This is a genomic window from Micromonospora sp. NPDC050795 (assembly GCF_044456785.1).
In the GTDB taxonomy this organism is placed as follows: Bacteria; Actinomycetota; Actinomycetes; order Mycobacteriales; family Micromonosporaceae; genus Micromonospora.
The window spans coordinates 26942-53690 of sequence record NZ_JBITGE010000027.1 but is presented as its reverse complement, the minus strand read 5'-3'; the positions used below and the strand labels follow the sequence as shown (position 1 = coordinate 53690).

Annotated in this window: 20 protein-coding genes; 12 read left to right on the top strand and 8 right to left on the bottom strand. The window is 71.9% G+C overall.

The annotated features are described in order from the left end of the window. Window positions 1-36 precede the first annotated feature (36 nt). Entirely contained in the window at window positions 37-852 is an 816-nt protein-coding gene (locus tag ACIBEF_RS22835; RefSeq protein WP_396795190.1) for a hypothetical protein, read from the top strand. A 130-nt stretch (window positions 853-982) separates the two neighbouring features. Here the strand turns inward: ACIBEF_RS22835 and ACIBEF_RS22830 are convergent, their stop codons facing one another. Genes ACIBEF_RS22830 through ACIBEF_RS22810 form a run of 5 tightly spaced genes read right to left on the bottom strand, consistent with a single transcriptional unit; the run spans window position 983 to window position 7062 of the window. Continuing rightward, window positions 983-1930 carry an ABC transporter substrate-binding protein gene (locus tag ACIBEF_RS22830; RefSeq protein WP_396795189.1) on the bottom strand — a complete coding sequence of 316 codons (948 nt, stop codon included), beginning with the start codon at window positions 1928-1930 and terminating at the stop codon, window positions 983-985. Then, window positions 1930-2853 (bottom strand): ABC transporter ATP-binding protein, encoded by a 924-nt coding sequence (locus tag ACIBEF_RS22825; protein WP_396795188.1) that lies wholly within the window; start codon window positions 2851-2853, stop codon window positions 1930-1932. The genes ACIBEF_RS22830 and ACIBEF_RS22825 overlap by 1 nt, the downstream gene beginning before the upstream one ends. 19 nt (window positions 2854-2872) lie before the next feature. Next, window positions 2873-3988: a FecCD family ABC transporter permease gene (locus tag ACIBEF_RS22820; protein WP_396795187.1), complete on the bottom strand. Its 1116-nt coding sequence runs from the start codon at window positions 3986-3988 to the stop codon at window positions 2873-2875. Then, complete coding sequence (locus ACIBEF_RS22815; RefSeq protein ID WP_396795186.1) at window positions 3985-5025, bottom strand: FecCD family ABC transporter permease; 1041 nt, start codon at window positions 5023-5025, stop codon at window positions 3985-3987. Before ACIBEF_RS22815 ends, ACIBEF_RS22820 begins: the two co-directional genes overlap by 4 nt. Before the next feature lie 60 nt (window positions 5026-5085). Beyond that, a complete protein-coding gene (locus ACIBEF_RS22810) occupies window positions 5086-7062 on the bottom strand; it encodes a multicopper oxidase family protein (protein ID WP_396795185.1) in 1977 nt (658 codons plus the stop codon). 118 nt (window positions 7063-7180) lie between these two features. Here ACIBEF_RS22810 and ACIBEF_RS22805 point away from each other — a divergent pair, with 118 nt between their 5' ends. Beyond that, a complete protein-coding gene (locus tag ACIBEF_RS22805) occupies window positions 7181-7540 on the top strand; it encodes a YciI family protein (protein ID WP_091402189.1) in 360 nt (119 codons plus the stop codon). An 11-nt stretch (window positions 7541-7551) separates the two neighbouring features. Here ACIBEF_RS22805 and ACIBEF_RS22800 read toward each other — a convergent pair whose 3' ends face one another. Beyond that, entirely contained in the window at window positions 7552-7944 is a 393-nt protein-coding gene (locus ACIBEF_RS22800; RefSeq protein ID WP_396795184.1) for a cytidine deaminase family protein, read from the bottom strand. Window positions 7945-8087: 143 nt separating this feature from the next. On the opposite strand from ACIBEF_RS22800, the gene hrpA reads away from it, so the two are divergent. Beyond that, the gene (gene hrpA, locus ACIBEF_RS22795) at window positions 8088-12152 is read left to right on the top strand and encodes an ATP-dependent RNA helicase HrpA (RefSeq protein WP_396795183.1); all 4065 of its coding nucleotides are present in this window, start codon (window positions 8088-8090) and stop codon (window positions 12150-12152) included. A gap of 79 nt (window positions 12153-12231) precedes the next feature. Here hrpA and ACIBEF_RS22790 read toward each other — a convergent pair whose 3' ends face one another. After that, entirely contained in the window at window positions 12232-13164 is a 933-nt protein-coding gene (locus ACIBEF_RS22790) for a LysR family transcriptional regulator (protein WP_357228684.1), read from the bottom strand. Between the two features lie 83 nt (window positions 13165-13247). On the opposite strand from ACIBEF_RS22790, the gene ACIBEF_RS22785 reads away from it, so the two are divergent. The 7 genes from ACIBEF_RS22785 (at window position 13248) to ACIBEF_RS22755 (ending at window position 21756) form a co-directional block, all read left to right on the top strand. Continuing rightward, window positions 13248-13931, top strand: coding sequence for a succinate dehydrogenase cytochrome b subunit (locus tag ACIBEF_RS22785; RefSeq protein WP_357206583.1), 684 nt, complete (start codon window positions 13248-13250; stop codon window positions 13929-13931). Window position 13932: 1 nt separating this feature from the next. Continuing rightward, window positions 13933-15870: a fumarate reductase/succinate dehydrogenase flavoprotein subunit gene (locus tag ACIBEF_RS22780; protein ID WP_396795182.1), complete on the top strand. Its 1938-nt coding sequence runs from the start codon at window positions 13933-13935 to the stop codon at window positions 15868-15870. Then, window positions 15867-16631: a succinate dehydrogenase/fumarate reductase iron-sulfur subunit gene (locus ACIBEF_RS22775; RefSeq protein ID WP_396795181.1), complete on the top strand. Its 765-nt coding sequence runs from the start codon at window positions 15867-15869 to the stop codon at window positions 16629-16631. The genes ACIBEF_RS22780 and ACIBEF_RS22775 overlap by 4 nt, the downstream gene beginning before the upstream one ends. 626 nt (window positions 16632-17257) lie before the next feature. After that, a complete protein-coding gene (locus ACIBEF_RS22770) occupies window positions 17258-18442 on the top strand; it encodes a zinc-dependent alcohol dehydrogenase (RefSeq protein WP_396795180.1) in 1185 nt (394 codons plus the stop codon). A 13-nt stretch (window positions 18443-18455) separates the two neighbouring features. Then, entirely contained in the window at window positions 18456-19385 is a 930-nt protein-coding gene (locus tag ACIBEF_RS22765) for an SDR family NAD(P)-dependent oxidoreductase (RefSeq protein ID WP_396795179.1), read from the top strand. A 112-nt stretch (window positions 19386-19497) separates the two neighbouring features. Continuing rightward, entirely contained in the window at window positions 19498-20502 is a 1005-nt protein-coding gene (locus ACIBEF_RS22760; protein WP_396795178.1) for a serine hydrolase, read from the top strand. A gap of 114 nt (window positions 20503-20616) precedes the next feature. Beyond that, window positions 20617-21756: an MBL fold metallo-hydrolase gene (locus ACIBEF_RS22755; protein ID WP_396795177.1), complete on the top strand. Its 1140-nt coding sequence runs from the start codon at window positions 20617-20619 to the stop codon at window positions 21754-21756. Between the two features lie 13 nt (window positions 21757-21769). Here ACIBEF_RS22755 and ACIBEF_RS22750 read toward each other — a convergent pair whose 3' ends face one another. Next, on the bottom strand, window positions 21770-23281 hold the full coding sequence (locus tag ACIBEF_RS22750) for a deoxyguanosinetriphosphate triphosphohydrolase family protein (protein WP_396795176.1): 1512 nt from the start codon (window positions 23279-23281) through the stop codon (window positions 21770-21772). A gap of 156 nt (window positions 23282-23437) precedes the next feature. On the opposite strand from ACIBEF_RS22750, the gene ACIBEF_RS22745 reads away from it, so the two are divergent. Both ACIBEF_RS22745 and ACIBEF_RS22740 read left to right on the top strand, forming a co-directional pair. Further along, window positions 23438-25918: a Tex family protein gene (locus tag ACIBEF_RS22745; protein ID WP_396795175.1), complete on the top strand. Its 2481-nt coding sequence runs from the start codon at window positions 23438-23440 to the stop codon at window positions 25916-25918. Between the two features lie 538 nt (window positions 25919-26456). After that, entirely contained in the window at window positions 26457-26741 is a 285-nt protein-coding gene (locus ACIBEF_RS22740) for a phosphotransferase (protein ID WP_396795174.1), read from the top strand. Window positions 26742-26749: the final 8 nt, after the last annotated feature.

Below are 26749 nucleotides of genomic sequence, written 5' to 3'. Positions count from 1 at the left end.
GTCTTTCGCGGCTCCCGCGTCGTTGCCCAAGGTCTGTTGACCCGGACGGAGCTACGCAGCAGGGCGTGGCGTCCGCTGTTCCGGGATGTCTACGCCGATGCCCGACTGGTGGTCACCCACCGCACTCGTTGTGCCGCCGCGGCACGGTGGGTTCTGCCACCGGGTGCAGCGATCGCTGGTCGCAGTGCGGCGGCGCTGTACGGCGCGGCGTCGGTCGCCGACCACGAGCCCATCGATGTGCTCGTGCCCGCCGGCAAGCGGTTCGGTCCGGTCTCAGGGCTCGTTGTGCACACCGGCGCGATCACCGCGACCGACGTCGCCGTACGTCAGGGCATCCCGCTGACCACACCGACGCGCACCTGTTGGGACCTGGCCCAGTGGCTGCCAACGGAGGACGCCGTCGCCGTCATAGATCGCCTTGCCGGTCAACGGCTGGTGGCCCTCCCTCGACTGCGCGCGGACTCCCGAACATGGATCGGCAACCGGGGTTGGAAACGGATGGCGCGTGTGGCTGACCTGGCCGACGCGGGCGCGGAGTCGATCCCAGAGTCCCGGCTCCGCGTGCGAATAGTGCTCGCCGGGGTGCCGACGCCCGTGACGCAGTTCGTGGTCGAGCGCGATGGGAAGTTCGTGGCCCGTCTCGATCTGGCGTGGCCGCACCTCAAGGTCGCCGTCGAGTACGACGGGTTGTGGCATGACGATCCCGAGCAGTTCCATCGAGACCGACGCCGCCTCAACCGCCTGCTCGGTGAGGACTGGATCGTCCTGCACGTCACCGCGAAGCGGTTCCGCGAGGACTTCGACGGCTTCCTCGCCGAACTACGCCAAGCCCTGCGGTCCCGCTCCCGCTGACTCTGTCTCGGACCCCCAGACCCCCATGCGCCAAGATCCGCGCAACTCCAGGGATCCTGCTGTCTCACCAGCTCGTGAGGCAGCAGTTTCCCCGAAGTTGCGCGGATCTTGGGAAGCGGGTGCGGGGGGGTCAGGCGGCGGGGAGGTACTTGGTCAGGTCGTCGAGGATCTTGTTGGCGGCGCCGACGCCGATGCCGGTCATCCAGACCTCGTCGGATACCGGGTACGCCTTGCCGGCCTTGACCGCGCCGAGGCCCTTCCACAGCGCCCCGCCGGAGACCTTGGTCTGCTCGGCGGCGGCCTTGTCGCCGTACGCGGTCACGAAGATGACGTCACCGTCGACCTCGTTGATCCGCTCGGGGCTGACCAGGTCGAAGCGCTTGTCCTCCTTGTTGGCGAGCAGCTGCCGCTCGGGGCGGCCCAGGCCGGCGTCGCCGATGACGATGCCGGAGAACGAGTCCGGCCCGTACACCCGGATGTTGCCGGGCAGGAACCGCACGATGGAGACCTTGCGCGCGGCGGCGTCGCCGAGCGTCGCGCCGAAGTCCTTGGCCCGCTTCTCGTACGTGGCGAGCAGGTCCTTGGCCTGCTGCTCGCGGCCGAGCGCCTTGCCGTCGAGGAGGAGGTTGTCCTTCCAGGTGATGCCCACCTTGTCGGTGAACACGGTCGGCGCGATGGCGGCCAGCTCGTCGTAGAACTTCTCCTGGCGGAACTTGCTGCCGAGGATGAGGTCCGGCTTCAGCGCGTTGATCGCCTCCAGGTCGGGCTCGGTGAGCACCCCGACCTCCTTGATGCCGGCGAGCTTGTCAGCGCCGAAGTACGTGGGCCAGCTCTTCGCCTCACCGGCGGTGGCCGCACCGACGGGCGTGATGCCCAGCGAGAGCGCCGTGTCGATCTTGTCGGTGTCGAGCACGACGACGCGCTTGGGCTCGGCCGGGACCTTGGTGGTGCCCATGGCGTGGGTGATCTCCCGGGTCTCCCCGGTGGTGGAGCCGGCGACCGGGTCGCTCTCACCGCAGGCGGTGAGGCCGGCGCCGAGGGCGACGGCCGCGGCAAGGGCTGCGACGAGACGACGCATCAGTGTCCTTTCGAGGGGTGCGAGCCGGCGAGCGGGTTGGCCGCGTCGCCGGTGGAGGGTCGGGCGTCCGGTACGGGCGCCGTCGACGAATCGGGGTCTTTGGCGCCGGCGGACGCGTCGACCGGGTCACCCGGAGCCACAGCGTTGCCTCCGGTGTAGGCGGGTACCACCAGGGGTGCGCCCGTCACCGGGCAGGGCACGACCACGCAGGCCAGCCCGAAGACGTCGCGGACCAGGTCGGCGGTGAGGATCTCCCGGGGCGGGCCGGCGGCGACCACTGTGCCGGCGCGCATGGCGACCAGGTGGTCGGCGTAGCGGGCGGCCTGGTTCAGGTCGTGCAGCACGGCGACCACGGTGCGGCCACGCTCGGAGCGCAGCCGGTGCAGGAGGTCCAGCACCTCCACCTGGTGAGCCAGGTCGAGGAAGGTGGTCGGCTCGTCCAGCAGCAGGGCGTCGGTGTCCTGGGCCAGTGTCATGGCGATCCACACCCGTTGCCGCTGACCGCCGGAGAGGCTGTCCACCGGTCGGTCGGCCAGGTCGGTGACGTCGGCGAGGGCCATCGCCTGGTCCACCGCGGCGCCGTCCTGCGCCGACCACTGCCGCCACCACCGCTGGTAGGGCTGTCGGCCGCGCCCGACCAGGTCCGCCACAGTGACACCCTCGGGCACCAGCGGGCTCTGCGGCAGGACGCCGAGGCGGCGGGCGACCTCCCGGGTCGGCAGTTCGCGGATGGCGGTGCCGTCGAGCAGCACGGTGCCTCGGCGGGGGGTGAGCAGCCGGGCCATCGTGCGCAACAGGGTGGACTTGCCGCACGCGTTGGGTCCGACGATCACGGTGAAGGCGTCGGTGGGCAGGTCGAGGTCGAGCCCGTCGAGCACGGTCCGCTCGTCGTAGCCGGCGACCAGGTCGCGGGTGGAGAGCATCACACGACTCCTTGAGGCGTCACGACGACCGCCGCCGGCCGCGCAGCAGCAGGAAGATCAGGTACGGGCCGCCGATCGCGGCGGTCAGCACACCGGCGGGTAGCTGGGTGGGTGCGAACAGGCGCCGGCCGGCCAGGTCGGCCAGCACCAGCAGAAGGGCGCCGAGCAGCGCCGCGCAGACCAGCGGCGGTCGTTCGGCGCGTACCAGGCGACGGGCCACCTGCGGGGCGACCAGTGCCACGAAGTCGACGGCGCCGACCTGGGCGGTGACCATCGCGGCGACGAGCACGCCGGTGCCGGCGAGGCCGACCCGGCGGGCCACCGGACGCAGCCCGACTCCCCGGGCGGTGTCGTCGTCCAGGGCGGTGCTGTTCAGCGCCCAGCCGGCCCAGGCCAGCACCGGCAGCAGCACCAGCAGTGTGCCGGCGATCCAGGCGGCCTCGGTCCAGCCCTTGCCGGCCAGGGTGCCGATCAGCCAGATCTGCGCGCGCAGCCCGTCGATCGGGTCGGCGGTGAGCATGACCACCTCGGTGAGCGCCCGGAAGCCGAACGCGACAGCCACCCCGGCGAGCACGAACCGCTGCGCGGCCAGCCCGTGCCGGGCACCGAGGGCGAACAGCAGCACCGCCGCGAGCAGCCCGCCCACCAGCGCGGTGGGAGCCACCAGCACCGCGGCCATCCCGCTGGTCAGGGCCACTGTCGCGGCGAGGCCGGCGCCCTGGGTGATGCCGATGACGTCCGGGCTGGCGAGTGGGTTGCGGGCCACGCTCTGGATCAGCGTGCCGGCCACGCCGAAGGCGGCGCCGGCCACGGCCGCCAGCACCACCCGAGGCAGCCGCAGGTCGAAGACCACGAGGTCGTACGGGGTGCCGGCTCCGGAGAGGGCACGCAGCACGTCGGCCGGGGCGACGTACGGGGTGCCCAGCGAGAGGCTGAGCACGACGGCCAGCAGGAGCAGCACGGTCAGTGCGGCGGCCACCAGCACCGCGCGTCGGCGGATCAGCAGGCTGACCGGGCCGATCCGCAGCAGCGACCGCCCCGCAAGCCGGGCCTGCCCGGCCGGCTCGGCGAGCCCGATCGGGCTCGACGGGCGGGGCGGGTCGGTGGGCTCCGGGGGGCGTTGGGTGGTGGTCACGCTGTCACCACCCGGGCGCGGCGGACCAGTACGGCCAGCAGTGGCGCGCCGATCAGCGCGGTGACGATCCCGGCCGGGATTTCGCCGGGCGGAGCGACGAGCCGACCGGCGATGTCGGCGGCGAGCAGCAGCGTCGGGCCGAGCAGGGCGGAGACGGCGAGGGTCCAGCGGTGGTCGGCGCCGACCAGGGCGCGGGCCAGGTGCGGCACGGCCAGCCCGACGAACGCGACAGGTCCGGCGGCGGCCACCGCGGCGCCGGTCAGCAGCACGGCGGCGAGGCCACCACCGAGGCGGACCAGACCGATGCGGTGGCCGAGGCCACGGGCCACGTCGTCGCCGAGGGCCAGTGCGTCCAGGCCCCGCGCCACCAGGGCGGCGAGCACCAACCCGACGATGACGAACGGCAGCACCTGCGCGGCGACCGACAGGTCCCGTCCGGCCAGCCCGCCGACCACCCAGAAGCGGTACTCCTCGAAGGTGCGGGCGTCGATGCTGAGCAGCGCGTACACCCCGGAGGCAAGGCTGGCGTCGAGCGCCGCGCCGACCAGCGCGAGGGTGACCGGGCTGGCGCCCTCGCGGGCACGGGTGGCGATGGCGAAGACCAGTAGCCCGGCGATCAGGGCCCCGGCGATGCCGAACCAGACATACCCGGCGAGCGTGCCGACGCCGAAGACGGAGATCGCGAGCACCACCCCGAACGACGCGCCCGCGCTGATGCCGAGGATGCGCGGCTCGGCGAGGGGGTTGCGGGTGAGCGCCTGGAACAGCACCCCGGCCACGGCGAGCGCGAGCCCGACCGCGAGGCCGAGCGCGGTCCGGGGCATCCGCAGCTCCCGGACGATGGTGCTGGCGTCGCTGCCGTCCGGCGCGACGAGCGCGTGCCAGACCTGGTCGACGCCGAGTTGTCGGCTGCCGAGCGCGAAGCTGGCCAGGACGGTGAGCAGCAGCACCAGCGCGGCCCCGACGGTGACTGTCACCCGACGCCCGGTGCGGGTGCTGGCCCGACTACGCGTCGGCCGGCTGGCGAGGGCGGTCACGAATCTCCTGCACGATCGGGCTTAGGTTCGCCTAACCTTAGCCGACCTGCGAAAAGGCGCCTAACCGGCGTCGGTCGATGCCGTACCCGCCACCTCCGGCACGCCCCGTGGCGACTCCGGCACGTCACGCGAGCCGCCGTCCCCGGCCGCCGCGCCGCCGCGCGGCAGGACGTTGAGCGGCCGCATCATCTCGTTGTCCTCGTGCTCCAGCAGGTGGCAGTGCCAGGCGAAGCGACCCGGCAGGTCGAAGCGCGCCTTGATGCGGGTCACCTCCCACGGGTACGCGAGCACCGTGTCCAGCCACCCCCGGTCCCCCGGGCCCGGCAGCGACCGGCCCGAGTGTCCCCGGCCGAGCAGCTCGAACTGGACCTGGTGCAGGTGGACCGGATGCACGTGCCGGGTGAAGTTGCGCACCTCCCACACCTCGGTGTCGCCGAGCGACGGCTGCTCGGTCACCGGGTCGCTCCAGCGCAACGGCAGACCTCGGCCGCGCTCGTCGAGGACGCCGAGCAGCATGATCATCGACCCGCCGGACATCCGCTCGTTGAGCGACAGTCGGCGTACCCGCTGGGCCTGGCCGAGGCGCGGGTGTGACGGCAGCCGTAGCTGCTCCGGTGGCACGCTCGAATCCGCACCGGCCGCGTCGGTGACCACGAAGCGCAGCACCTGCCCGGTGGTGTGCGGGTCGGCGGGGTCGAAGTCCACCCCGGGCCGACCGCCGCCGTACATCCCGTCCGGACCCTCGTTGACCAGGTACAGCTCGGTGCCGGCCGGCACGTCGGTGAAGTCGACGATCGCGTCGACCCGCTGGGCCGGGCCGAGGGTCACCCGCTCGTGCGGCACCGGCTCGGGCAGGAGACCGCCGTCGCTGCCGATCTGCCAGACCGGCAGCACCGGCCGGGCTGGCCGCGCCGTGGCGTGGGCGGCCACGCTGAGCAGCAGGAACCGGCTGTTGCAGCCGTTGAGCAGCCGGAACCGGTAGCGCCGACGCTGGACCGTCAACGAGGGCCAGGTGCGGCCGTTGACGACGATCGTGGAGCCGGAGAACCCGGGCACCCAGGTCGGTGGCCCGTCGCCGCCGGAGTACCTCGTCGGATAGCGCAGCTCACCGTCGGCGGTGAAGCTGCGGTCCTGGATCATCAGCGGAATGTCGTGGTACGAGGCGCTCGGCGGATCGTCGCGGGTCGGCGCCGGGCCGGGCAGCACTCCCTCCGGAAGCTCGTCCCCACCGCCGAGCAGGTAGAACCCGGCCGGCCCGGCGTAGACGTTCTCGCGGGTGAGCCCGAGCGCGTGATCGTGGTACCAGAGGGTGCACGACCGCTGGTCGTTCGCGTACTCGAAGGTGGCCGAGCCCGGCGCCCAGCGCAGGCCGGACCGCTCGGCGAACCGGGACCGGAACTCCCGGTACGCGCTGCCGGACACGGCGAAGTCGGGCGGCAGGTCACGGGCCACCGGCAGGTACCACGCCTCGGAGTGTCCGTCGCTCTCCTGCGTGCTGTGCCCACCGTGCAGATGCACCACCTGGGGCACCGGGCCGCGATAGCCCCGGGGGCTGCCGTCCCACTGCCCGTGGTGGTCCCGGTGCTCGATGCCACCGGCCGGGTTGGCCCAGTGCAGGGTGGGGTCCACCGGCAGCAGGTGCGGCAGGTAGTCGCCTCGGTCGTCGACGAGCTGGTTGACCCAGGTCACCCGTACCGGGCGGCCGACCCGCGCCATGATGGTGGGCGCCGGGTAGCCGAAGCTGCCGGGGTGGGCGGTGGAGCCGTAACCCCACACCGTGGTGCGCGGCCATGACGGCGGCAGGATCTGCTGGCGGAACTGTCGCACCGCGATCTCGTACGTGTCACGCTCCGGATCGGTGACCATCGTCGGCATGGCCGGGGGGATCCGCAGCGGCGTGACGTACTTCGGGATGTCCCGGACGTCCAGCGGCGCGACCGCGGCGAGCGCCCGGCCCGAGGCCGCCCAGCCCGCTGGGATCAGCGCCGCCGCGCCGCCGGTGGCACCAGCCGCTAGCAGCCGACGTCTGGTGACCATGCCGCACCTCCCAGTCGCTTCGAACCTCGATATGAGAATGAGATTCGCGGACGACCACAGGGCGGACAGATGGCAGATGACACCCATAAGAGGGACATTCACGTCATAGGGTGTGGACATGCGATTCGACCAGCACACGGTCGTCCTGCTGACCCGACCGTCAGATCCGCCGGAGCTGCCGCAGGACGCGATCGACAGGTTGCGGGACGCCCACCTGGCCCACCAGGCGGGCCTCGTGCAGCAGGGCCTCGTCCTCGCGGCCGGGCCGTTCCTGCATCCCGACGACGAACAGCTGCGGGGCTTCGTGGTGCTGTCCATCGCCCCGGACGAGGCACGCGCGTTGTTCGCCAACGACCCCGCCGTGCGGGCCGGTCGCCTGGTCGCGCGGGTCACATCGTGGCTGCTTCCGGAGGGCACCCTGCGGTTCGAGAGCGTGCCGGTGCCGCAGTCGATGCTGGAGGCGGCCTCCGGGGACTGACCCGGGCCCGGTCAGCCGGGCGAGCCGCTGCCGGCCTCCGCAGGCAACTCCCCGATCGGGACCACCCGCGGGGCGTCCACCGGGCCGACGACCACCCGCAGGTGCGGGAAGTAATCCCGCAGCACCTGCCGGCACCGGTCACAGGGCGCGACGACCTCGCGGCCACGGTCGGCGACAGTGACCATCGTCTCCAGGGCGGTGACGCCCTGCGTGGCGGCCGTGCCGATGACGACGAGTTCGGCGCAGACCCCTCCGGTGGCGTGCTGCACGTTCACGCCGGTGAAGACCCGCCCGTCCGCGGTCCGGGCCGCCGACGCGACAGTGTGGTGCGGGCTGCGGCAGCGCAGCTTGGAGACCGCGGTGGCGGCCTGCACCAACGCGCGGTCGGTGTCGCGCATCTCCATCCGGCTCCCCCAGCGCTCGACGTCGGCCGCCAACTCTAGGGCCCGCTGGTGACCGTCAAGGGACCGGAGGTGGCCGTCGGAGAGCCGCCCACTCGGTAACCCAGGGGCGCTGCGCCGCCGGGCTGCCTATCCTTGGGCACGACATGCAGAATCCAACCGCCTCCGTCGCGTCCGACCCCGTTCGCGAGCTGCACCGCCGCCTCACACCTCTGATGTTCCGCGACCAGCGCCGGCTCCAGCGGCGACTGGACGGTGCCCGCAAACTGCGCGACCCGCAGCGTCGGGAGGCGGCGCTGACCGAGATCACCGCCGACCTGGTCCGGGCCGAGCAGCGGCTCGCCGCCCGGCAGGCGGCGGTGCCCGTGATCACGTACCCGGTGGGTCTGCCGGTCAGTGAGCGCAAGGACGACATCGCCGCTGCCATCCGCGATCACCAGGTGGTGATCGTGGCGGGCGAGACCGGCTCCGGCAAGACCACACAGATTCCCAAGATCTGCCTGGAGTTGGGGCGCGGGGTGCACGGCCTGATCGGGCACACCCAGCCCCGGCGGTTGGCCGCCCGGACGGTGGCCGACCGGATCGCCGACGAGCTGGGCACCGAGTTGGGCGACGTGGTCGGCTACAAGGTGCGGTTCACCGACCAGGTCAGCGAGCGCAGCCTGGTGAAGCTGATGACCGACGGCATCCTGCTGGCCGAGTTGCAGACCGACCGGATGCTGCGCCAGTACGACACGCTGATCATCGACGAGGCACACGAGCGCAGCCTCAACATCGACTTCATCCTCGGCTACCTGCGGGAGCTGTTGCCCCGACGACCCGACCTCAAGGTGATCATCACCTCGGCGACCATCGAGACCGACCGGTTCGCCCGGCACTTCGCCGGGCCACCCACCGCCGACGAGCCCGACGGCGTGCCCGCCCCGGTGGTCGAGGTCTCGGGGCGCACCTACCCGGTGGAGGTGCGCTACCGGCCCCTCGTCGAGCTCGCCGAGGGCGAGGAGGACGGCGACGGCGACGAGGAGACCGTCCGCGACCAGATCCAGGCGATCGGCGACGCCGTCGAGGAGTTGGCCGCCGAGGGCCCCGGCGACATCCTGGTCTTCCTCAGCGGTGAGCGGGAGATCCGGGACACCGCCGACGCGCTGGGCAAGTTGGTGCAGACGAAGCGCTCGCTCCTCGGCACCGAGATCCTGCCGTTGTACGCGCGGCTGTCCAGCGCCGAGCAGCACCGGGTCTTCGCCGCGCACTCCTCGCGCCGGGTGGTGCTCGCCACCAACGTCGCGGAGACCTCGCTGACAGTGCCCGGCATCAAGTACGTGGTGGACCCGGGCACCGCCCGTATCTCCCGCTACTCCAGTCGGCTCAAGGTGCAGCGGCTGCCGATCGAGCCGGTCTCCCAGGCGTCGGCCAACCAGCGCAAGGGCCGGTGCGGCCGCACCTCGGACGGCATCTGCATCCGCCTCTACGACGAGCAGGACTTCGGATCCCGGCCCGAGTTCACCGACCCGGAGATCCTGCGGACCAATCTGGCGTCGGTCATCCTCCAGATGACGGCGATCGGGCTCGGCGACCTCGCCGCGTTCCCGTTCATCGACCCACCGGACAAGCGCAACATCACCGACGGCGTCAACCTGCTGCACGAGCTGGGCGCGTTGAACCCGACCGAGGCCGACCCGGAGAAGCGGCTCACCGCGCTCGGCCGGCGGCTGGCCCAGTTGCCTGTCGACCCGCGCCTGGCCCGGATGGTGGTCGAGGGTGAACGCAACGGCTGCGCCACCGAGGTGCTGGTGATCGCCGCCGCGCTCTCCATCCAGGATCCGCGCGAGCGGCCGGCGGAGAAGCAGGCCCAGGCGGACCAGGCGCACGCCCGGTTCGCCGACAAGGAGTCGGACTTCGTCGCCTTCCTCAACCTGTGGCGCTACCTGCGCGAGCAGCAGCGGGAGCTCTCCTCCAGCGCGTTCCGCCGGATGTGCAAGGCGGAGTACCTGAACTACCTGCGGATCCGCGAGTGGCAGGACATCGTCAGCCAGCTGCGCCAGGTGCTGCGTACCCCGTCCGACGGCGACCGGCGTGGTGGGCGGCCGGCACGCGACAGCTCGGACGACGCGGACGCCGGCCGGGGCCGCCGGGGTGGCGCGGACCTGCCGGAGGAGATCGACACCCCGAAGGTGCACCAGTCGCTGCTGCCCGGCCTGTTGTCGCACATCGGCCTGAAGGACGCCCAGAAGCACGAGTACCTGGGTGCGCGGGGCGCGAAGTTCGGGATCTTCCCCGGGTCGGCGTTGTTCAAGAAGCCGCCGCGCTGGGTGATGGCCGCCGAGTTGGTGGAGACCTCCCGGCTGTGGGGGCGCATCGCCGGCCGGGTCGAGCCGGAGTGGGTCGAGCCGCTGGCGCAGCACCTGGTCAAGCGCAGCTACAGCGAACCGCACTGGGAGAAGAAGCAGGCCGCGGTGATGGCCTACGAGAAGGTCACCCTGTACGGCGTCCCGCTGGTCAGCTCCCGAAAGGTCAACTTCGGGCGGATCGACCCGACGCTGAGCCGGGAACTGTTCATCAGGCACGCCCTCGTCGAGGGCGACTGGCAGACTCACCACCAGTTCTGGGCGGACAACAAGCGGCTGCTCGCCGAGATCGAGGAGTTGGAGAGCCGGGCCCGACGCCGGGACATCCTGGTCGACGACGAGACCATCTTCGGCTTCTACGACCAGCGGATCCCGGCCGACGTGTCCTCCGGCCGGCACTTCGACAGTTGGTGGAAGAAGACCCGCCGCGAGCAACCCGACCTGCTCACCTTCACCCGCGACCTGCTCATCAACGACGGCCGACCGGGGGTGGACGAGGACGACTACCCGGACGAGTGGCAGGCCGACGGGGTGAGCCTGCCACTGACCTACCGGTTCGAGCCGGGCACGCCGGACGACGGCGTCACCGTGGACATCCCGCTGCCGCTGCTCAACCAGGTGCCGGCGGAGACCTTCGACTGGCAGGTGCCGGGGCTGCGCGAGGAGACGGTGATCGCGCTGATGCGGTCGCTGCCCAAGGCGATCCGCCGCAACTTCGTCCCGGTGCCGGACTACGCCCGGGCCGCCCTGGCGGCGATCACTCCCGGCGAGGAGTCGCTGCTGGACGCGCTCACCCGGCAGCTGCGCCGGATGACCGGAGTGACAGTGCCCCGCGACGCGTGGGAGCCGGGCAAGCTCCCGGCGCACCTGCGGGTGACGTTCCGGGTCCTCGGCGACGACGAGAAGCCGGTCGCCGAGGGCAAGGACCTGCCGGCCCTGCAACGCCAACTCCGCCAGGAGGTACGCCAGGTGGTGGAGGCCGCCGCGCCGGAGGTGGCCCGCACCGGGCTGCGCGAGTGGAGCATCGGCACACTGCCCCGGACCATCGAGCAGGTCCGCGCGGGTTACGCGGTCACCGCCTACCCGGCGCTGGTCGACGAGGGCGCCACGGTCGGGGTGCGGGTGTTCGACTCCCCCGCCGAGGCGGAGGCGGCGCACTGGGCCGGCACCCGCCGGCTGCTGCGGCTCACCGTGCCGTCCCCGGCGCGGTTCCTGCAGGGGCGGCTGGACAACGAGGCGAAGCTGGCGTTGAGCCGCAACCCGCACGGCGGCGTGCAGGAGTTGATTGAGGACGCGGCCGGCGCCGCCATCGACCGGCTGATCGGCGTGGCCGGTGGGCCGGCGTGGGACGCCGACGGTTTCGCGGCCCTCCGTGAGAAGGTCCGCGCCGACCTGGTCGACACAGTGGTCGAGGTGATGGAGCGGGTCCGCAAGGTCCTCGCCGCCGCGTACGCCGTCGAGCAGCGGCTCGGCGCGACCCGCAACCTCGCCGTGGTGGCGGCGCTGGCCGACATCCGCAACCAGCTCGCCGGGCTGGTGCACGCCGGTTTCATCACCGAGACCGGGTACGCGCGCCTGCCCGACCTGCTGCGCTACCTCACCGCCATCGAGCGTCGGCTGGAGCGGCTGGGCGGCAACCCGCAGCGCGACCGCCAGCAGCAGGACCGGATCGCTGTGGTGCAGAAGGAGTACGCCGACCTGCTCGCCAACCTGTCGCCGGCCCGCCGCCAGGAGTCGGCCGTCCGGCAGATCCGCTGGATGATCGAGGAGTTGCGGGTGAACGTCTTCGCTCAGGCGCTGGGCACCCCGTACCCCGTCTCCGAGCAGCGGATCTACCGGGCGATGGACGACGCCGAGGGCCGCTGAGCCGGACCGCAGGGCCGCCGCCGAGCTGGTCGCGGCGGCGGCCCTGTCCGGCTTCCTCGCGGCAGCGGTCCCCGGCGGGTCAGGTCAGTGGCTCGACGCCGGGGGGCAGTTCGCCGAGGTTGATCGCCGACTGGATGTAGTCGAGCAGGATGCGTCGTAGCTCCCGACCGGCGTGGGTGGGTACGACGTCGCGCCGACGGGCCACCGCGATGGTCCGCCGCACCCCGGGCGGGGCGAGCGGGGTGATCCGCACGCCCGGCCGGCGGGCCAACACGATGCCGGGCACGAGAGCGATGCCGAGTCCCGCCTCGACGAAGCTGAGCACCGCGTCCATCTCGCCGCCGTCCACCGCGAAGGTGGGCTCGAAGCCCGCCTCCCGGCACGCCTGGATGGTCGCGTCGCGCAGGTCGTACCCCTCCCGGAACATCACCATCGGCTGGTCGCGCAGGTCGGTGATGCGCAGCTCCCCGGTCGTCGACGCGGTGGGCACCTCCCCCACCGAGGCCACCACCAGGCTCTCCCGCAGAATCGGGTCGACCCGCAGCCCCGGATCGGCCCCCTGCGCCGGCATGATGATGAGGGCCAGGTCGAGGTCGCCGCGGAGCAGGTCGCGGACCAGGTCCTGCGAGCCTCCCTCCTCGACGCGCAGGTCGACGGTGGGGTGCGCGTCGCGGAACCGGCGCAGCACCGGCGGGGCGAGCGAGGTCGCCAGACTGGGGGTGGCCCCGAGCCGGACCCGGCCCCGGCGCAGCCCGACCAGCTCCTGGACCTCCCGGGTCGCGGTTTCCACGTCGGCGAGGATCCGAGTGGCCAACGGCAGCAGCACCTCACCCGCCGCGGTGAGGGCGATGTTGCCCCTTACCCGCTCGAAGAGTGGGGCTCCGAGGTCGGCCTCCAGAGCGTGAATTTGCTTACTGAGAGAAGGCTGGGTGATGCCCACGAGATCGGCGGCTTGGGTGAAATGTCGTACTTCGGCCACCGCGACGAAGTACCGAAGCTGATGGAGCTGCATCTACATAGCTTACGGCTATCAACACTGCGAGTTTGATGCATTGGACGACTGATCGAAGTGCTCCTAGCGTCGGTCCTGTGGTAATCACGAAGACTCGGTCGCCCATCCGCTCGAACGTCGGCCTCAAGGCCGTCATGGCGGTGACGGGCATCCTGCTGGCGCTGTTCCTCATCGCCCACATGCTCGGCAACCTGAAGGTGTTCACGGGGGAGACCTCGTTCGACCACTACGCGCACTGGCTGCGCGACATCGGCAAGCCACTGCTGCCCGGCGTCTGGTTCCTGTGGATCCTGCGCACCGTGCTGGTCGTGGCGGTCGTCGCCCACATCGTGGCCGCCACCGTGCTGGCCCGGCGCGCCCGCGCCGCCCGCCCGGTCAAGTACGCCCACCGCAAGAAGGTCAACGGCAGCTACGCGGCCCGCACGATGCGCTGGGGTGGAGTGATCATCCTGCTCTTCGTGATCTACCACCTGCTGGACCTGACCACCGGCACGCTGAACCCGGTCGGCGACGAGAGCAAGCCGTACGGCAACGTCGTCGCCGACTTCGCGCCCGAGCGCTGGTACGTCACGCTCTTCTACACCCTCGCCATCCTCGCGGTCGGCTTCCACCTGCGCCACGGCGCGTTCAGCGCGTTCCGCAGCCTCGGCCAGCAGACGCCACGCGGTGAGCGCAGGGCGCGTACCGCGGCTCTGGTCTTCGCCGTGCTGCTCTGCGCCGGGTACCTGGTGGTCCCGTTCGCCGTACTCACCGGATTGGTGTCCTGACATGGAACTCTTCACCGAGGGCGACCCGATCGCCGACACCAAGGCTCCCGCCGGCCCGGTCGAGAAGCGTTGGGAGACCCGGCGCTTCGAGGCCAAGCTGGTCAACCCCGCCAACCGCCGCAAGATGACAGTGATCGTGGTCGGTACCGGCCTGGCCGGCGGCTCCGCCGCCGCGACCCTGGCCGAGCAGGGCTACCACGTCAAGTCCTACTGCTACCAGGACAGCCCACGCCGGGCGCACTCCATCGCGGCACAGGGCGGCATCAACGCGGCGAAGAACTACCGCAACGACGGCGACTCCGTGCACCGGCTCTTCTACGACACCGTCAAGGGCGGCGACTTCCGCTCCCGGGAGTCGAACGTGCACCGGCTCGCCGAGGTGTCGGTCAACATCATCGACCAGTGCGTCGCCCAGGGAGTGCCGTTCGCCCGCGAGTACGGCGGCCTGCTGGACACCCGCTCCTTCGGTGGCGCCCAGGTGCAGCGCACCTTCTACGCCCGGGGCCAGACAGGCCAGCAGCTGCTGCTCGGCGCCTACCAGGCGCTCGAGCGGCAGATCGGCCTGGGCAACGTGGAGATGAACACCCGGCACGAGATGCTGGAGCTGGTCCTCGTCGACGGCAAGGCCCGCGGCATCGTCGTCCGGGACATGGTCACCGGCGAGATCAGCACCGAGATGGCCGACGCCGTGGTGCTCGGCTCCGGCGGCTACGGCAACGTCTTCTACCTCTCCACGAACGCCAAGGGCTGCAACGTCACCGCCACCTGGCGCGCGCACCGCAAGGGCGCGTACTTCGCCAACCCGTGCTACACGCAGATCCACCCGACCTGCATCCCGGTCTCCGGCGACCACCAGTCGAAGCTGACCCTGATGAGCGAGTCGCTGCGCAACGACGGCCGGGTCTGGGTGCCGAAGACCAAGGGCGACGACCGCAGCCCGAAGGACATTCCGGAGGACGAGCGGGACTACTACCTGGAGCGGATCTACCCCTCCTTCGGCAACCTGGTCCCCCGCGACATCGCCTCCCGTGCCGCGAAGAACGTGTGCGACGAGGGGCGGGGCGTCGGGCCGACCAAGCTCGGCGTCTACCTCGACTTCGCCGACGCGATCGGCCGGCTGGGCCGCAAGGCCATCGAGGCCAAGTACGGCAACCTCCTCGAGATGTACGAGCGGATCACCGGCGAGGACCCGTACGAGGTGCCGATGCGCATCTACCCCGCCGTGCACTACACGATGGGCGGCCTGTGGGTCGACTACGACCTCCAGTCGAACATCCCCGGCCTGTTCGTGATCGGCGAGGCGAACTTCTCCGACCACGGCGCGAACCGGCTCGGCGCCTCGGCCCTGATGCAGGGCCTCGCCGACGGCTACTTCGTGCTGCCCACCACCATCGCCAACTACCTGGCCTCCGGCGGGCTGGACACTGTCGACGCCACCCACCCGGCGGCGATCGAGGCGCGCACCGACGTCGAGGACCGCATCCGGCGGCTGCTCGCTGTCGACGGCGACCGGACCGTGGACTCGTTCCACCGGGAGCTGGGCCAGATCATGTGGGAACACTGCGGCATGGAGCGCAGCGAGGCCGGGCTGCGCAAGGCGATCGACGAGATCCGTGCCCTGCGCGAGCAGTTCTGGCAGCGGGTCAAGGTGTCCGGCACCGGCGAGGAACTCAACCAGTCGCTGGAGAAGGCCGGCCGGGTGGCCGACTTCTTCGAGCTGGCCGAGCTGATGTGCATCGACGCCCTGCACCGCGAGGAGTCCTGCGGCGGCCACTTCCGGGCCGAGCACCAGACCCCCGACGGTGAGGCGCAGCGCGACGACGACCGGTTCGCGTACGTGGCGGCCTGGGAGTTCACCGCCGACGGCGAGCCCTCGGTGCTGCACAAGGAAGACCTGAAGTTCGAATACGTCCACCCCACGCAGCGGAGCTACAAGTGAACCTGACCCTGCGCATCTGGCGCCAGAAGGGCCCTGAGGACAAGGGTCGGATGGTGACCTACCCGGTCGACGACGTGTCCCCGGACATGTCGTTCCTGGAGATGCTCGACGTGCTGAACGAGCGGCTGATCCTCTCGGGCGACGACCCGGTGGCGTTCGACCACGACTGCCGCGAGGGCATCTGCGGCATGTGCGGCCTGATGATCAACGGCGACGCGCACGGGCCGCAGCGCGGCACCACCGCGTGCCAGCTGCACATGCGGCAGTTCAAGGACGGCGAGACGATCGACATCGAGCCGTGGCGGGCCAGCGCCTTCCCGGTGGTCAAGGACCTGGTCGTCAACCGGAGCGCCTTCGACACGATCATCGCGGCTGGTGGCTACGTCACCGCGCCGACCGGCAGCGCGCCCGAGGCCCACTCCACCCCGGTCGCCAAGGCCAACGCCGACGCCGCCTTCGAGTCGGCCGCCTGCATCGGCTGCGGCGCCTGCGTGGCAGCCTGCCCGAACGGCTCCGGCATGCTCTTCACCGCCGCCAAGCTCACCCAGCTCTCCCTGCTGCCGCAGGGCCAGCCCGAGCGCTACACCCGGGTGATCGGCATGGTCGACGCGCACGACGAGGCCGGCTTCGGCGGCTGCACCAACGCCGGCGAGTGCACCCCGGCCTGCCCGAAGGGCATCCCGCTGAACACCATCGGCCGGCTCAACCGCGACTACCTCGCGGCCACCGCCAAGGGGGCGAACAACACCCCCGGCTCCTGAGGCCCGCCGCACGACACCAGACCGCCGTACCCCGCTTTCCTCGGGGTACGGCGGTCTTGCTTTCTCGCGGCTGCGGGCTTTGGGCTCGGCCTCCGGCTCCGGCTCCGGGCTTCGGGCTTCGGTTGCGGTGGGGCTGGGGCTGGCACCACCCGTCGCGCCGCCGTCTGCTTCGTCGCGCACAGCCCCCACCCGTCGCGCATCGCGATGATCCACTCGGGTTTCAGGAAGTCGGCCTGTTGCCGGGCCTGGGATACCGCGACTTCAAGGAACTCGAGTGGATCAAGGCCGCGCGGCCCCCGTGCCGGCACGACAAGATGCGTGCCCGCCCTGCGAACGCACCAGGGCTGAGCTGCTCCGCCGGCAACGCGCCGGCGGACAAAATCCACGAGGGCTGGGGGCGACCGTCCCCGGTGTAGGGATCAAGCCCGACCGCCCGAAGCCGGGGACGGTCGCCCCCAGCCCCAGCGCAACCAGCGACAACCCCGGCCACCGACAGACCCGCCACCGACAGACCCGGGAGGGAGGACGCAGGAACCACGACCACAGGCCAGGGACGGGCGGCCAGGTTCAAGTGCTCGAGCCCGGGTAGCAGTCCTTCGAGACGGCAGCGTGAAGGGGATGAGGACATGAAGGCGCTCACCTGGCAGGGCAAGCGGGACGTACGGGTCGAGGAAGTCCCGGACCCCCGGATCGAGGAACCAACCGACGCGATCGTGAAAATCACCTCCACCGCGATCTGCGGTTCCGACCTGCACCTGTACGAGGTGCTCGGGCCGTACCTGAAGCCGGGCGACGTCCTGGGCCACGAGCCGATGGGCATCGTCGAGGAGGTCGGGTCGGAGGTGACCGGGCTCAAGCCGGGCGACCGGGTGGTGGTGCCGTTCAACATCGCCTGCGGCAGTTGCTGGATGTGCTCGCGCCAGCTCTACGCGCAGTGCGAGACCACCCAGGTCACCAGCGAGGGCAAGGGCGCGTCCCTGTTCGGCTACACCTCGCTCTACGGTTCGGTGCCGGGCGGGCAGGCCGAGTACCTGCGTGTCCCGCAGGCCCACTTCGGGCCGATCAAGATCCCGGAGACCGGCGCCGACGAGCGCTACCTCTACCTGTCCGACATCCTGCCCACCGCCTGGCAGGCGGTGAAGTACGCCGACACCCCGCCGGGCGGCACCCTGGCCGTCTTCGGTCTGGGTCCGGTCGGGCAGTTCTGCGCGCGGATCGGCCGTCACCTCGGCGCGGGCCGGGTGATCGGGCTGGACCTCGTGCCGGAGCGGCTGGAGCTGGCCCGCCGGCACGGCATCGAGGTGATCGACGTGAGCCAACTGTCCGACGTGCCGGGCGCGTTGATCGACCTGGTCGACGGCCGGGGCCCGGACGCGGTGATCGACGCGGTGGGGATGGAGGCGCACGGGTCGCCGGTGGGGAAGCTTGCCCACGCCGCGGTCGGCGTACTTCCGGACAAGCTGGCGCAGGCGATGACCGACCGGGTCGGCATGGACCGGTTGTCCGTCCTGCACGCCGCGGTCAAGGGGGTTCGCCGTGGCGGCACCGTATCGGTTTCCGGGGTGTACGGCGGCGAGGCGGACCCGATGCCGTTGATGGAGATGTTCGATCGGGGCATCCAGTTGCGGATGGGGCAGTGTCACGTGCGCCGGTGGACCGACGAGATCCTGCCGTTGCTCTCCGGCGACGACGACCCGTTGGGCGTGGAGGATCTGCGCACCCACCGGATGCCGCTGGCCCGGGCGCCCCAGGCGTACGAGATGTTCCAGAAGAAGGAAGACGGCTGCATCAAGGTCGTGCTCGCACCATGAGTGCGAGAGTGCCGTGAGCCGGGTGGTCGTGATCGTTGGCGCGACCAGCGGCATAGGCCGGGCGACGGCCCGGGCGTTCGCCGAGCGCGGCGACCGCCTGGTCCTCGCCGCCCGCGCCGCCACGACCCTGGCCGAGGTACGCGCCGAGTGCGCCGACGTCGACGTGCTGCCCGTGCCGACCGACCTGACCGAGCCGGACGCGCTGGACGCGCTCGCGGAGGCCGCGATCGACCGCTTCGGCCGTGTCGACGTGTGGGTGCACACGGCGGCGGTGATGGCCTACGGTCGCTTCGACGAGTTGCCGCAACGGGTCTTCGACCAGGTGGTACGGACCGACCTGCTCGGCGCGGCCGGTTCGGTGCGGGTGGCGCTGCGGCACTTCCGGGCCGCTGGGGCTGGCACGGTGATTCTCACCGGTTCTCTGCTCGGGCACATCACCGCGCCGTACATGAGCGCGTACGTGACGAGCAAGTGGGGGTTGCAGGGTCTGGTTCGGACGGTTCAGCAGGAGTTGCGGGACAGCCCGGAGATCCGGGTGTGTCTGGTCAACCCGGGCAGTGTGGACACTCCGGTGTACCAGCAGGCGGCCAACTACCTGGGCCGGATCGGGCGGCCTCCGCCGCCGATCACCAGCCCGCAGCGGGTGGCGCGGGCCATCGTGCACTGTGTGGACCGACCCCGCCGGGAGGTCTCGGTGGGCCGGCTCAATGTGGTGCTGCGGGCCGGCTTCACAGTCCTGCCGGGGGTCTACGACGTCCTCGTCGGGCCGCTGATGCGGGCTGCCGGCCTGAGTGGACGGTCAGTCGCCGCACATGACGGCTCGGTCTTCGCCCCGAACCCCTCCGGCGAGGCGGTCCGCGGCGGCCACCTGCCTGACCTGCGGAAAATCGTGTTCGGACCGGTTGGTGCGGTGGGCGCCGCACTGCGCCGACGGTTCGGCTGACCTGTTCGGGACTGTTCGGGACATATTCGGGGGCATCGTGCGTCGATCAACTCGCCTAGGGTGGTGGGCCAGCAAGCGCTCAGGCACACCACGATCGGGGAGACGATTGACCATGCGACTGAACCGCAGAACGGCACTCGGACTGGGCACTGTGGCCACCGCCGGCACCGTGCTGGGCGCCGCCGCCCCGGCGAGCGCAGCCGAGTCCACCGAGGCGTCGCCGACCACCCCTGCTCGGGCCGCCCGTCGGGTCGCTTCCGTCTTCGCCAAGCACAGCGCCGAGGCCGGCGGCAACTGGCAGGCGTACGTCAGCGTCGCCGACCCGGCCGGTGCGCCGGTGGTAGCGGTCGAGGCTGACGCGGACCGCCGGATCGAGGCGTACAGCGTCAACAAGATCGCCGTCGCCACGGCGGTGCTCGACAAGGTCGACCGAGGGCTGCTCACCCTGGACCAGCAGGTCGAGGTGAGTGCGGCGATCGTCGTGCCGGGCGGCGACGGCATCTTCAGCCTGGACGGCGCGTACCCGAGCCTGGTCACCATCGGGCACGTGCTGGCCAACCTGCTGACCGTCTCGGACGACACGGCGGTGCGGCTGTACGGGCTGGTCGCCCCGGCCGCCGAGATCAACTCCATCCTGGTCGCCAAGGGCTTCCCGAACACCCAGGTCCAGCCGGTGGCCAACCCGAACCGGTTCTTCCTCGGCACCAGCACCCCCCGGGAGACGCACGACCTGCTGCGCGCCCTGGTCGCCGGCACGCTGCTCTCCCCCGCCTCCACGACGTACCTGTTGGGCCTCCTGCGTTCCCCGGTGGCGTTCACCGACGGCATCCGGCGCACCATGTCCTCCGACGAGCGGGCCCGGATCGCCACCAAGGCCGGCTGGTACGCCGACGCCCGGCACGAGGCCGGTGTGATCTTCGACCGCTCCGGCGCGGCGGTGCTCACCTACGCCCTCTTCGCCGACGGGCAGGCCAACCCGGAGGACTTCGGCGCGACCCACCCGGCGGTGCAGGCCCGTGCCGCCATGGGCCCGAAGTTCCTGGCGGCGGTGGACCGGATCGCGGGCGTGGGCAAGACGTTCCGGATCACCGCCCGGCGCCCCAGCAACGGCGGCTAGGAACTTGTCCCGGGTCGGTCGCCGCTGCCGGCGGCCGACCCGGCGTGGCGACCACCGAGGCACGGGTCGGTCCGGGTGACTACCGTGTAAGGCGGACACGTCGGAGGGACGGCAATGGCACGAGCGCAGAACATGGACGTCGAACGGTCGCTCGGGCGGCGGATGCGGGGCGTCGCCGGCCTGGCCGCGCTGGCCGGCCTGGCCTGGGTCGCCCGGGATGTGCCGGCGGCCCTGGGTGGCCGGCTCAGCGGGGCACGGGCCGAACGGGCGGCCCGCTCGCCGCAGTTCCGCGAGGGGACCTTCCACAACCGGGCCGGCACCCGCACGATGGTCGCCGAGCCGGGGCGCAACCTGGTCCGCGAGCTGATCTTCGGCAAGCAGAAGCGGCGTCCGACCGCGGCCGTCCCGCTGCTGCGCCCCAGCGCCGACGGGCCGGAGGCCGCCGACGAGCTCAACATCGTCTGGTACGGCCACGCCTCGACGCTGATCGAGATCGAGGGCCGGCGGGTGCTGCTCGACCCGGTCTGGAGCGAGCGGTGCTCTCCCTCGGGTCTGGTCGGCCCACGCCGGCTGCACGAGCCGCCGGTGGGCATCGACGAACTGCCCCCGCTGGACGCCATCCTGATCTCGCACGACCACTACGACCACCTCGACATGGCCACCGTGCGGGCGCTGCTCGCCGGACAGTCCGCGCCGTTCCTGGTGCCGCTCGGAGTGGGCGCGCACCTGGACCGCTGGGGCGTGCCCGCCGAACGGATCATCGAGCTGGACTGGTCCGAGTCGCACCGGGTGGCCGGCCTGGAGATCACCGCCACCGCCGCCCAGCACTTCTCCGGACGCGGGCTGCGCCGCGACGGCACGCTCTGGAGTTCGTGGGTGGTGGCCGGGGCGCGCCGCAAGGTCTTCTACACCGGCGACTCCGGTTACTTCGACGGGTACGCCGAGATCGGCGCCGAGCACGGGCCGTTCGACGTGACGCTGATGCAGATCGGCGCGTACGACCGGGCCTGGCCGACGATCCACATGTTCCCGGAGGAGGCGGTCAGCGCCCACCTCGACCTGCGCGGCGGGCTGTTCGTGCCGGTGCACTGGGCGACGTTCAACCTGGCCCTGCACGACTGGTCCGAGCCGGTCGACCGACTGTGGGCCGAGGCGAAGGCCCGCGACGTCCGCCTCGCCGTGCCCCGCCCCGGCGAGCGGGTCGTCGTCGACGAGCCGCCCGCCGTCGACGGGTGGTGGCAGGCCGTCGCCTGAGGCGGCCGTCGGGTCAGAGCACGAACGCGTCGGTCCAGAGCGCGCCGGACCGGCCGGAGAGCGCGTCGAGCATGGCCACCGCCTGACCGTCGGTGAGCTGCGCGACGAAATCGACGATGGCCCGGCCCCGGGCGCGACCGATCCGGTCCGGGGTACGCGGGTGCAGCTCCGCCTCGGCCAGCTCGACCAGGTCGTGCAACCGGCGGGGCAGCCGGGACTCCTCCTCCGGGTCGAGCAGCCACTCCCAGAGCGCCTCGACCAGGGTGCCCAGCAGCCGGGCCTGGCCGCGCTGGTGCAGGGCGAGGTCCGGGCGGGCCAGCACGAACCGGTGGTGGACGAACTTGAGCACCTGCACCTCGTGCCACTGGGCGCAGCCCAGCAGCACGTGGCCGGAGCGCACCGACGGCTGTTCGGTGACCGTGATCGCCTCGACGAAGCGGGTGGACCAGCGGGCGGAGAACCGGGCCACGTACTGCTCGGCCTCGATCGAGCCGTCGAACGGCATCGCGAGCAGCCCGTCCACCAACTCCTCGCGGACGTGCTCGACGGCGGCGGCGAACGCGTCGTCGTCGGCGATCCAGGCGTCCTTGCGGTGCAGCTGTCGGCGTAGCCGCTCGATCGCCGCCCCGGGTCGCCGGGCAGCCGTGGCCAGTGCCGCGTCGGTGATCGCCCGCAGCTGCCCGCTCTCGCGCTGCCAGGCCATCAACTCCGCGGAGACCGAACCCTGCTGAAGCACCCCGACCCGGTAGAAGTCCTCCACGTCGTGGATGGCGTACGCGATGTCGTCGGCGGTGTCCATCACGGACGCCTCCACGGTCTGCTGCCAGTCCGGGATGCGGTCGGCGAACGGTGCCCGGGCCTGCCGCAGGTCGTCCAGCTCGGTCCGGTACGCGCCGAACTTCGACGACCCGCTCTCCGGGTCGTCCGGCGGCGGGGTGGCGCCGCGCGGCGGCGGGTCCATGGTGCGCGGGTGCGGGTCCGGGTGGTCCAGGCGGGTCCACGGGTACTTCAGCATCGCCGCGCGGACCGCCGCGGTCAGGTCCAACCCGGTGGTGGCCGCGCCCCGGATCTCGGTGCTGGTGACGATGCGGTACGACTGCGCGTTGCCCTCGAAACCGTCGGAGAGGCTGAGACGCTGGCGGGCCAGCCGGTCCAGCACCCGCTCCCCCAGGTGCCCGAACGGCGGGTGGCCGAGGTCGTGGGCGAGCGCCGCCGCCTCCACCACGTCGGGGTCGCAGCCGCCGAGCTTGTCCAGCAGGTCACGCCAGCGCTCGTCGGCTCCCAACCGCTCGGCGATCGCCCGGGCCACCTGGGCGACCTTGAGGCTGTGGGTGAGCCGGTTGTGCACCAGCAGCCCGGAGCCGACCGGGCTGATCACCTGGGTGACACCACCGAGGCGGGCGAAGAACGGCGAGCCGACGATCCGGTCCCGGTCGGCACGGAACGGGTTGGCCGTGAGGTCGCCGAGGGCCCGGGCGCTGCCGCCGAAGAGCCGCCGGGCGCGCGGCTCCGCAGCAGATTCCATGATCGCAACGCTAGCGCAGGCCCGACGGGACCGCCGCTGGTCACCCCGGCCGGGCGCCGCGGTTCGGTCTGCCGCCCTGGGCCGGGCGCGGCGACAGCGACCGGGGCCGCCCGGCAGAATGCAACCGGTACCCAATCCCGAAGGCGGATCGAGATCGTGACCCAGTCTGTTCATCACCGGATCGCCGACGAGCTCGGCGTGGCCGAGCGTCAGGTGCGGGCGGCCGTGGAGCTGCTCGACGGCGGCGCCACAGTGCCGTTCATCGCCCGCTACCGCAAGGAGGCCACCGGCCTGCTCGACGACACCCAGCTGCGCACCCTGGAGGAGCGGCTGCGCTACCTGCGCGAGCTGGACGAGCGGCGGGCCGCGGTGCTGGAGTCGATCCGCACCCAGGGCAAGCTCGACGAGGCCCTGGAAGCGCAGATCATGGCCGCCGACTCGAAGTCCCGACTGGAGGACATCTACCTCCCGTACAAGCCGAAGCGGCGGACCCGGGCGCAGATCGCCCGCGAGGCCGGGCTGGCCCCGTTGGCCGAGACGCTGCTGGCCGACCCGGGTCAGGACCCGAAGGCCACCGCCGCCGGGTTCGTCGACGAGGACAAGGGCGTCGCCGACGCCGCCGCCGCGCTGGAGGGCGCCCGGGCCATTCTCATCGAGACCTTCGCGGAGGACGCCGACCTGATCGGCACGCTGCGCGAGCAGATGTGGTCGCGGGGCCGGCTGGTTTCCCGGGTACGCGAGGGTCAGGAGACGGCCGGCGCGAAGTTCGCCGACTACTTCGACTTCTCCGAGCCGTACCCGAAGCTGCCCTCGCACCGGATCCTGGCGATGTTCCGGGGCGAGAAGGAGGGCGTGCTCGACCTGACCATGGAGTCGGAGGAGGCGGGCGAGGCGGACGCCGTACCGACCGGCCCGACCCGGTACGAGGCGGCCATCGCCGGCCGGTTCGGGGTGTCCGACGCGGGCCGCCCGGCCGACCGTTGGCTGACCGACACGGTCCGCTGGGCGTGGCGTACCCGGATCCTCATCCACCTCGGCGCGGACCTGCGGATGCGGCTGTGGCAGGCGGCCGAGGAGGAGGCCGTCCGGGTCTTCGCCACCAACCTGCGGGACCTGCTGCTCGCCGCGCCGGCCGGCACCCGCCCCACGATGGGCCTGGACCCGGGCCTGCGGACCGGCGTGAAGGTGGCCGTTGTGGATGCCACCGGCAAGGTGGTCGCCACCGACACGATCTATCCGCACGAGCCGCGCCGGCAGTGGGACGCGTCGGTGGAGACCCTCGCCCGGCTGGCCGGGGCGCACGGGGTGGAGCTGATTGCGATCGGCAACGGCACGGCCTCCCGCGAGACCGACAAGCTCGCCGGTGATCTGATCGCCCGGCACCCGCAGCTCGGCCTGACCAAGGTGATGGTCTCCGAGGCCGGCGCGTCGGTCTACTCCGCCTCCGCGTACGCCTCCCAGGAGCTGCCCGGGATGGACGTGTCGCTGCGCGGAGCGGTCTCCATCGCCCGCCGCCTCCAGGACCCCCTCGCGGAGCTGGTCAAGATCGACCCGCGCTCGATCGGCGTCGGCCAGTACCAGCACGACCTGTCCGAGGTGAAGCTGTCCCGGTCGCTGGACGCGGTCGTGGAGGACTGCGTGAATGCGGTCGGGGTGGACGTCAACACCGCCTCCGCGCCGCTGCTGACCCGGGTCTCCGGGATCGGCGCCGGCCTGGCCGAGAACATCGTGCTGCACCGGGACGCCAACGGGCCGTTCCGTACGCGTACCGAGTTGAAGAAGGTGGCGCGGCTCGGGCCGAAGGCGTTCGAACAGTGCGCCGGCTTCCTGCGCATCCCCGGTGGCGACGACCCGTTGGACTCCTCCAGCGTGCACCCCGAGGCGTACCCGGTGGTGCGCCGCATCCTCTCCACCACGGGGCAGGACCTGCGCTCGGTGATCGGCAAGAGCGGCATCCTGCGCGGGCTGCGGGCCACCGACTTCGTCGACGACCGGTTCGGCCTCCCCACCGTCACCGACATCCTCGCCGAGTTGGAGAAGCCGGGCCGGGATCCCCGCCCGGAGTTCCGCACCGCCACCTTCGTCGAGGGGGTGGAGAAGATCAGCGACCTGACGACGGGGATGGTGCTGGAGGGCGTGGTCACCAACGTGGCCGCGTTCGGCGCGTTCGTCGACGTCGGAGTTCACCAGGACGGTCTGGTGCACGTCTCGGCGATGTCCCGGACCTTCGTGAAGGACCCCCGCGAGGTGGTGAAGTCCGGCGACGTGGTCAAGGTCCGGGTGCTCGACGTGGACGTACCCCGCAAGCGGATCTCGCTGACCCTGCGCCTGGACGACGAACCCGCCGCCGCCGGTGGTGGCGGCGGTGGTCGGGCGAGCCAGGAGGGCCGTGGCGGCCCGGCGCAGCGCGCGCCGCAGGGTGGCCGAGGCAGCGGCCAGGCCGGTCGCGAAAGCCAGGCCGGTCGCGGCGGACAGGACAGTCGCGGTGGGCAGGACAGTCGTGGTGGGCAGGACAGTCGTGGTGGCCAAGGCGGTCGCGGCGGCGGGCAGGGTGGTCGCGGCGGGCAGCGGCAGGGCGCGCCGGCGCCGGCCAACGACGCGATGGCCGAAGCCCTGCGCCGCGCCGGCCTGGCCTGACCCCCGCGCTGCCCCGTCGATCATGGAGTTGTGGTGGGTGACAAATCGCCCGCATAGCGCTAAGCCAGGCACCACAACTCCATGATCGACGAAGCCGAGCTGCCCTCCTCCGTCGATCTTGCACTTACTGTCCCGACATAAGCCCGCATTCGGCCTATCTCGACGACTGAAGCTGCAAGATCGGCGCGGGCACCGGGGTGCGGGCACCGGGCACCGGGGTGCGGGGCTGGCGGGTAATGCGCTCGCGTGGCTGCGCGGTCGGGGTGATGATCTCGCGGCCGATCCACCCCGGCCGCTTCGGCGACCTGAACGCGTTCGGCCCGGGACCTGGCCGGCGTCGTCACCGCCCTGCACGCCATCGACCTCGGCGGCCGGGTCTGGTCCGGGGCGGCCCGCTGGGCGATCAGGACGACGGTCTGCGGTCGGCCCTGGCCAGCAGCGTCCAGCTCACCGACACCGCTCGCCTCGCCGGGGTGTGGGACCGCTGCCGGGCCATCCCCCGGTTTCAGGTGGCCGACTGTGGATCCACGCCGACCTGATGCCGGGGAACCTGCTGGTGCGCGACGGCCGGCTGGCCGCGGTCATCGATCTGGGCGCTGTCGACGTGGGCGACCCGGCGGTGGGCCTGATGCCGGCATGGAACCTGTTCGACGCCGGGTCGCGGGAGACGTACCGGCGGGCGCTCGGCGTGGACGATGCGACGTGGGAGCGCGGGCGCGGATGGGCGCTACAGCGAGCGATAAACGCGCTGCCGTACCACGTCGATACCAACCTGGTGATGGCTGCGATCGCCCGACGCACCCTGCGGGCCGTACTCGACTGAGCCGCGTC

What these genes read in the sequence shown, in the direction of transcription:
- ACIBEF_RS22830 (WP_396795189.1), bottom strand. Translation starts at nt 1,930, where the DNA reads ATGCGTCGTCTCGTCGCAGCCCTTGCCGCGGCCGTCGCCCTCGGCGCC.
- ACIBEF_RS22825 (WP_396795188.1), bottom strand. Translation starts at nt 2,853, where the DNA reads ATGCTCTCCACCCGCGACCTGGTCGCCGGCTACGACGAGCGGACCGTG.
- ACIBEF_RS22810 (WP_396795185.1), bottom strand. Translation starts at nt 7,062, where the DNA reads ATGGTCACCAGACGTCGGCTGCTAGCGGCTGGTGCCACCGGCGGCGCG.
- ACIBEF_RS22805 (WP_091402189.1), top strand. Translation starts at nt 7,181, where the DNA reads ATGCGATTCGACCAGCACACGGTCGTCCTGCTGACCCGACCGTCAGAT.
- ACIBEF_RS22800 (WP_396795184.1), bottom strand. Translation starts at nt 7,944, where the DNA reads ATGGAGATGCGCGACACCGACCGCGCGTTGGTGCAGGCCGCCACCGCG.
- hrpA (WP_396795183.1), top strand. Translation starts at nt 8,088, where the DNA reads ATGCAGAATCCAACCGCCTCCGTCGCGTCCGACCCCGTTCGCGAGCTG.
- ACIBEF_RS22790 (WP_357228684.1), bottom strand. Translation starts at nt 13,164, where the DNA reads ATGCAGCTCCATCAGCTTCGGTACTTCGTCGCGGTGGCCGAAGTACGA.
- ACIBEF_RS22780 (WP_396795182.1), top strand. Translation starts at nt 13,933, where the DNA reads ATGGAACTCTTCACCGAGGGCGACCCGATCGCCGACACCAAGGCTCCC.
- ACIBEF_RS22770 (WP_396795180.1), top strand. Translation starts at nt 17,258, where the DNA reads ATGAAGGCGCTCACCTGGCAGGGCAAGCGGGACGTACGGGTCGAGGAA.
- ACIBEF_RS22760 (WP_396795178.1), top strand. Translation starts at nt 19,498, where the DNA reads ATGCGACTGAACCGCAGAACGGCACTCGGACTGGGCACTGTGGCCACC.
- ACIBEF_RS22755 (WP_396795177.1), top strand. Translation starts at nt 20,617, where the DNA reads ATGGCACGAGCGCAGAACATGGACGTCGAACGGTCGCTCGGGCGGCGG.
- ACIBEF_RS22750 (WP_396795176.1), bottom strand. Translation starts at nt 23,281, where the DNA reads ATGGAATCTGCTGCGGAGCCGCGCGCCCGGCGGCTCTTCGGCGGCAGC.
- ACIBEF_RS22740 (WP_396795174.1), top strand. Translation starts at nt 26,457, where the DNA reads ATGCCGGGGAACCTGCTGGTGCGCGACGGCCGGCTGGCCGCGGTCATC.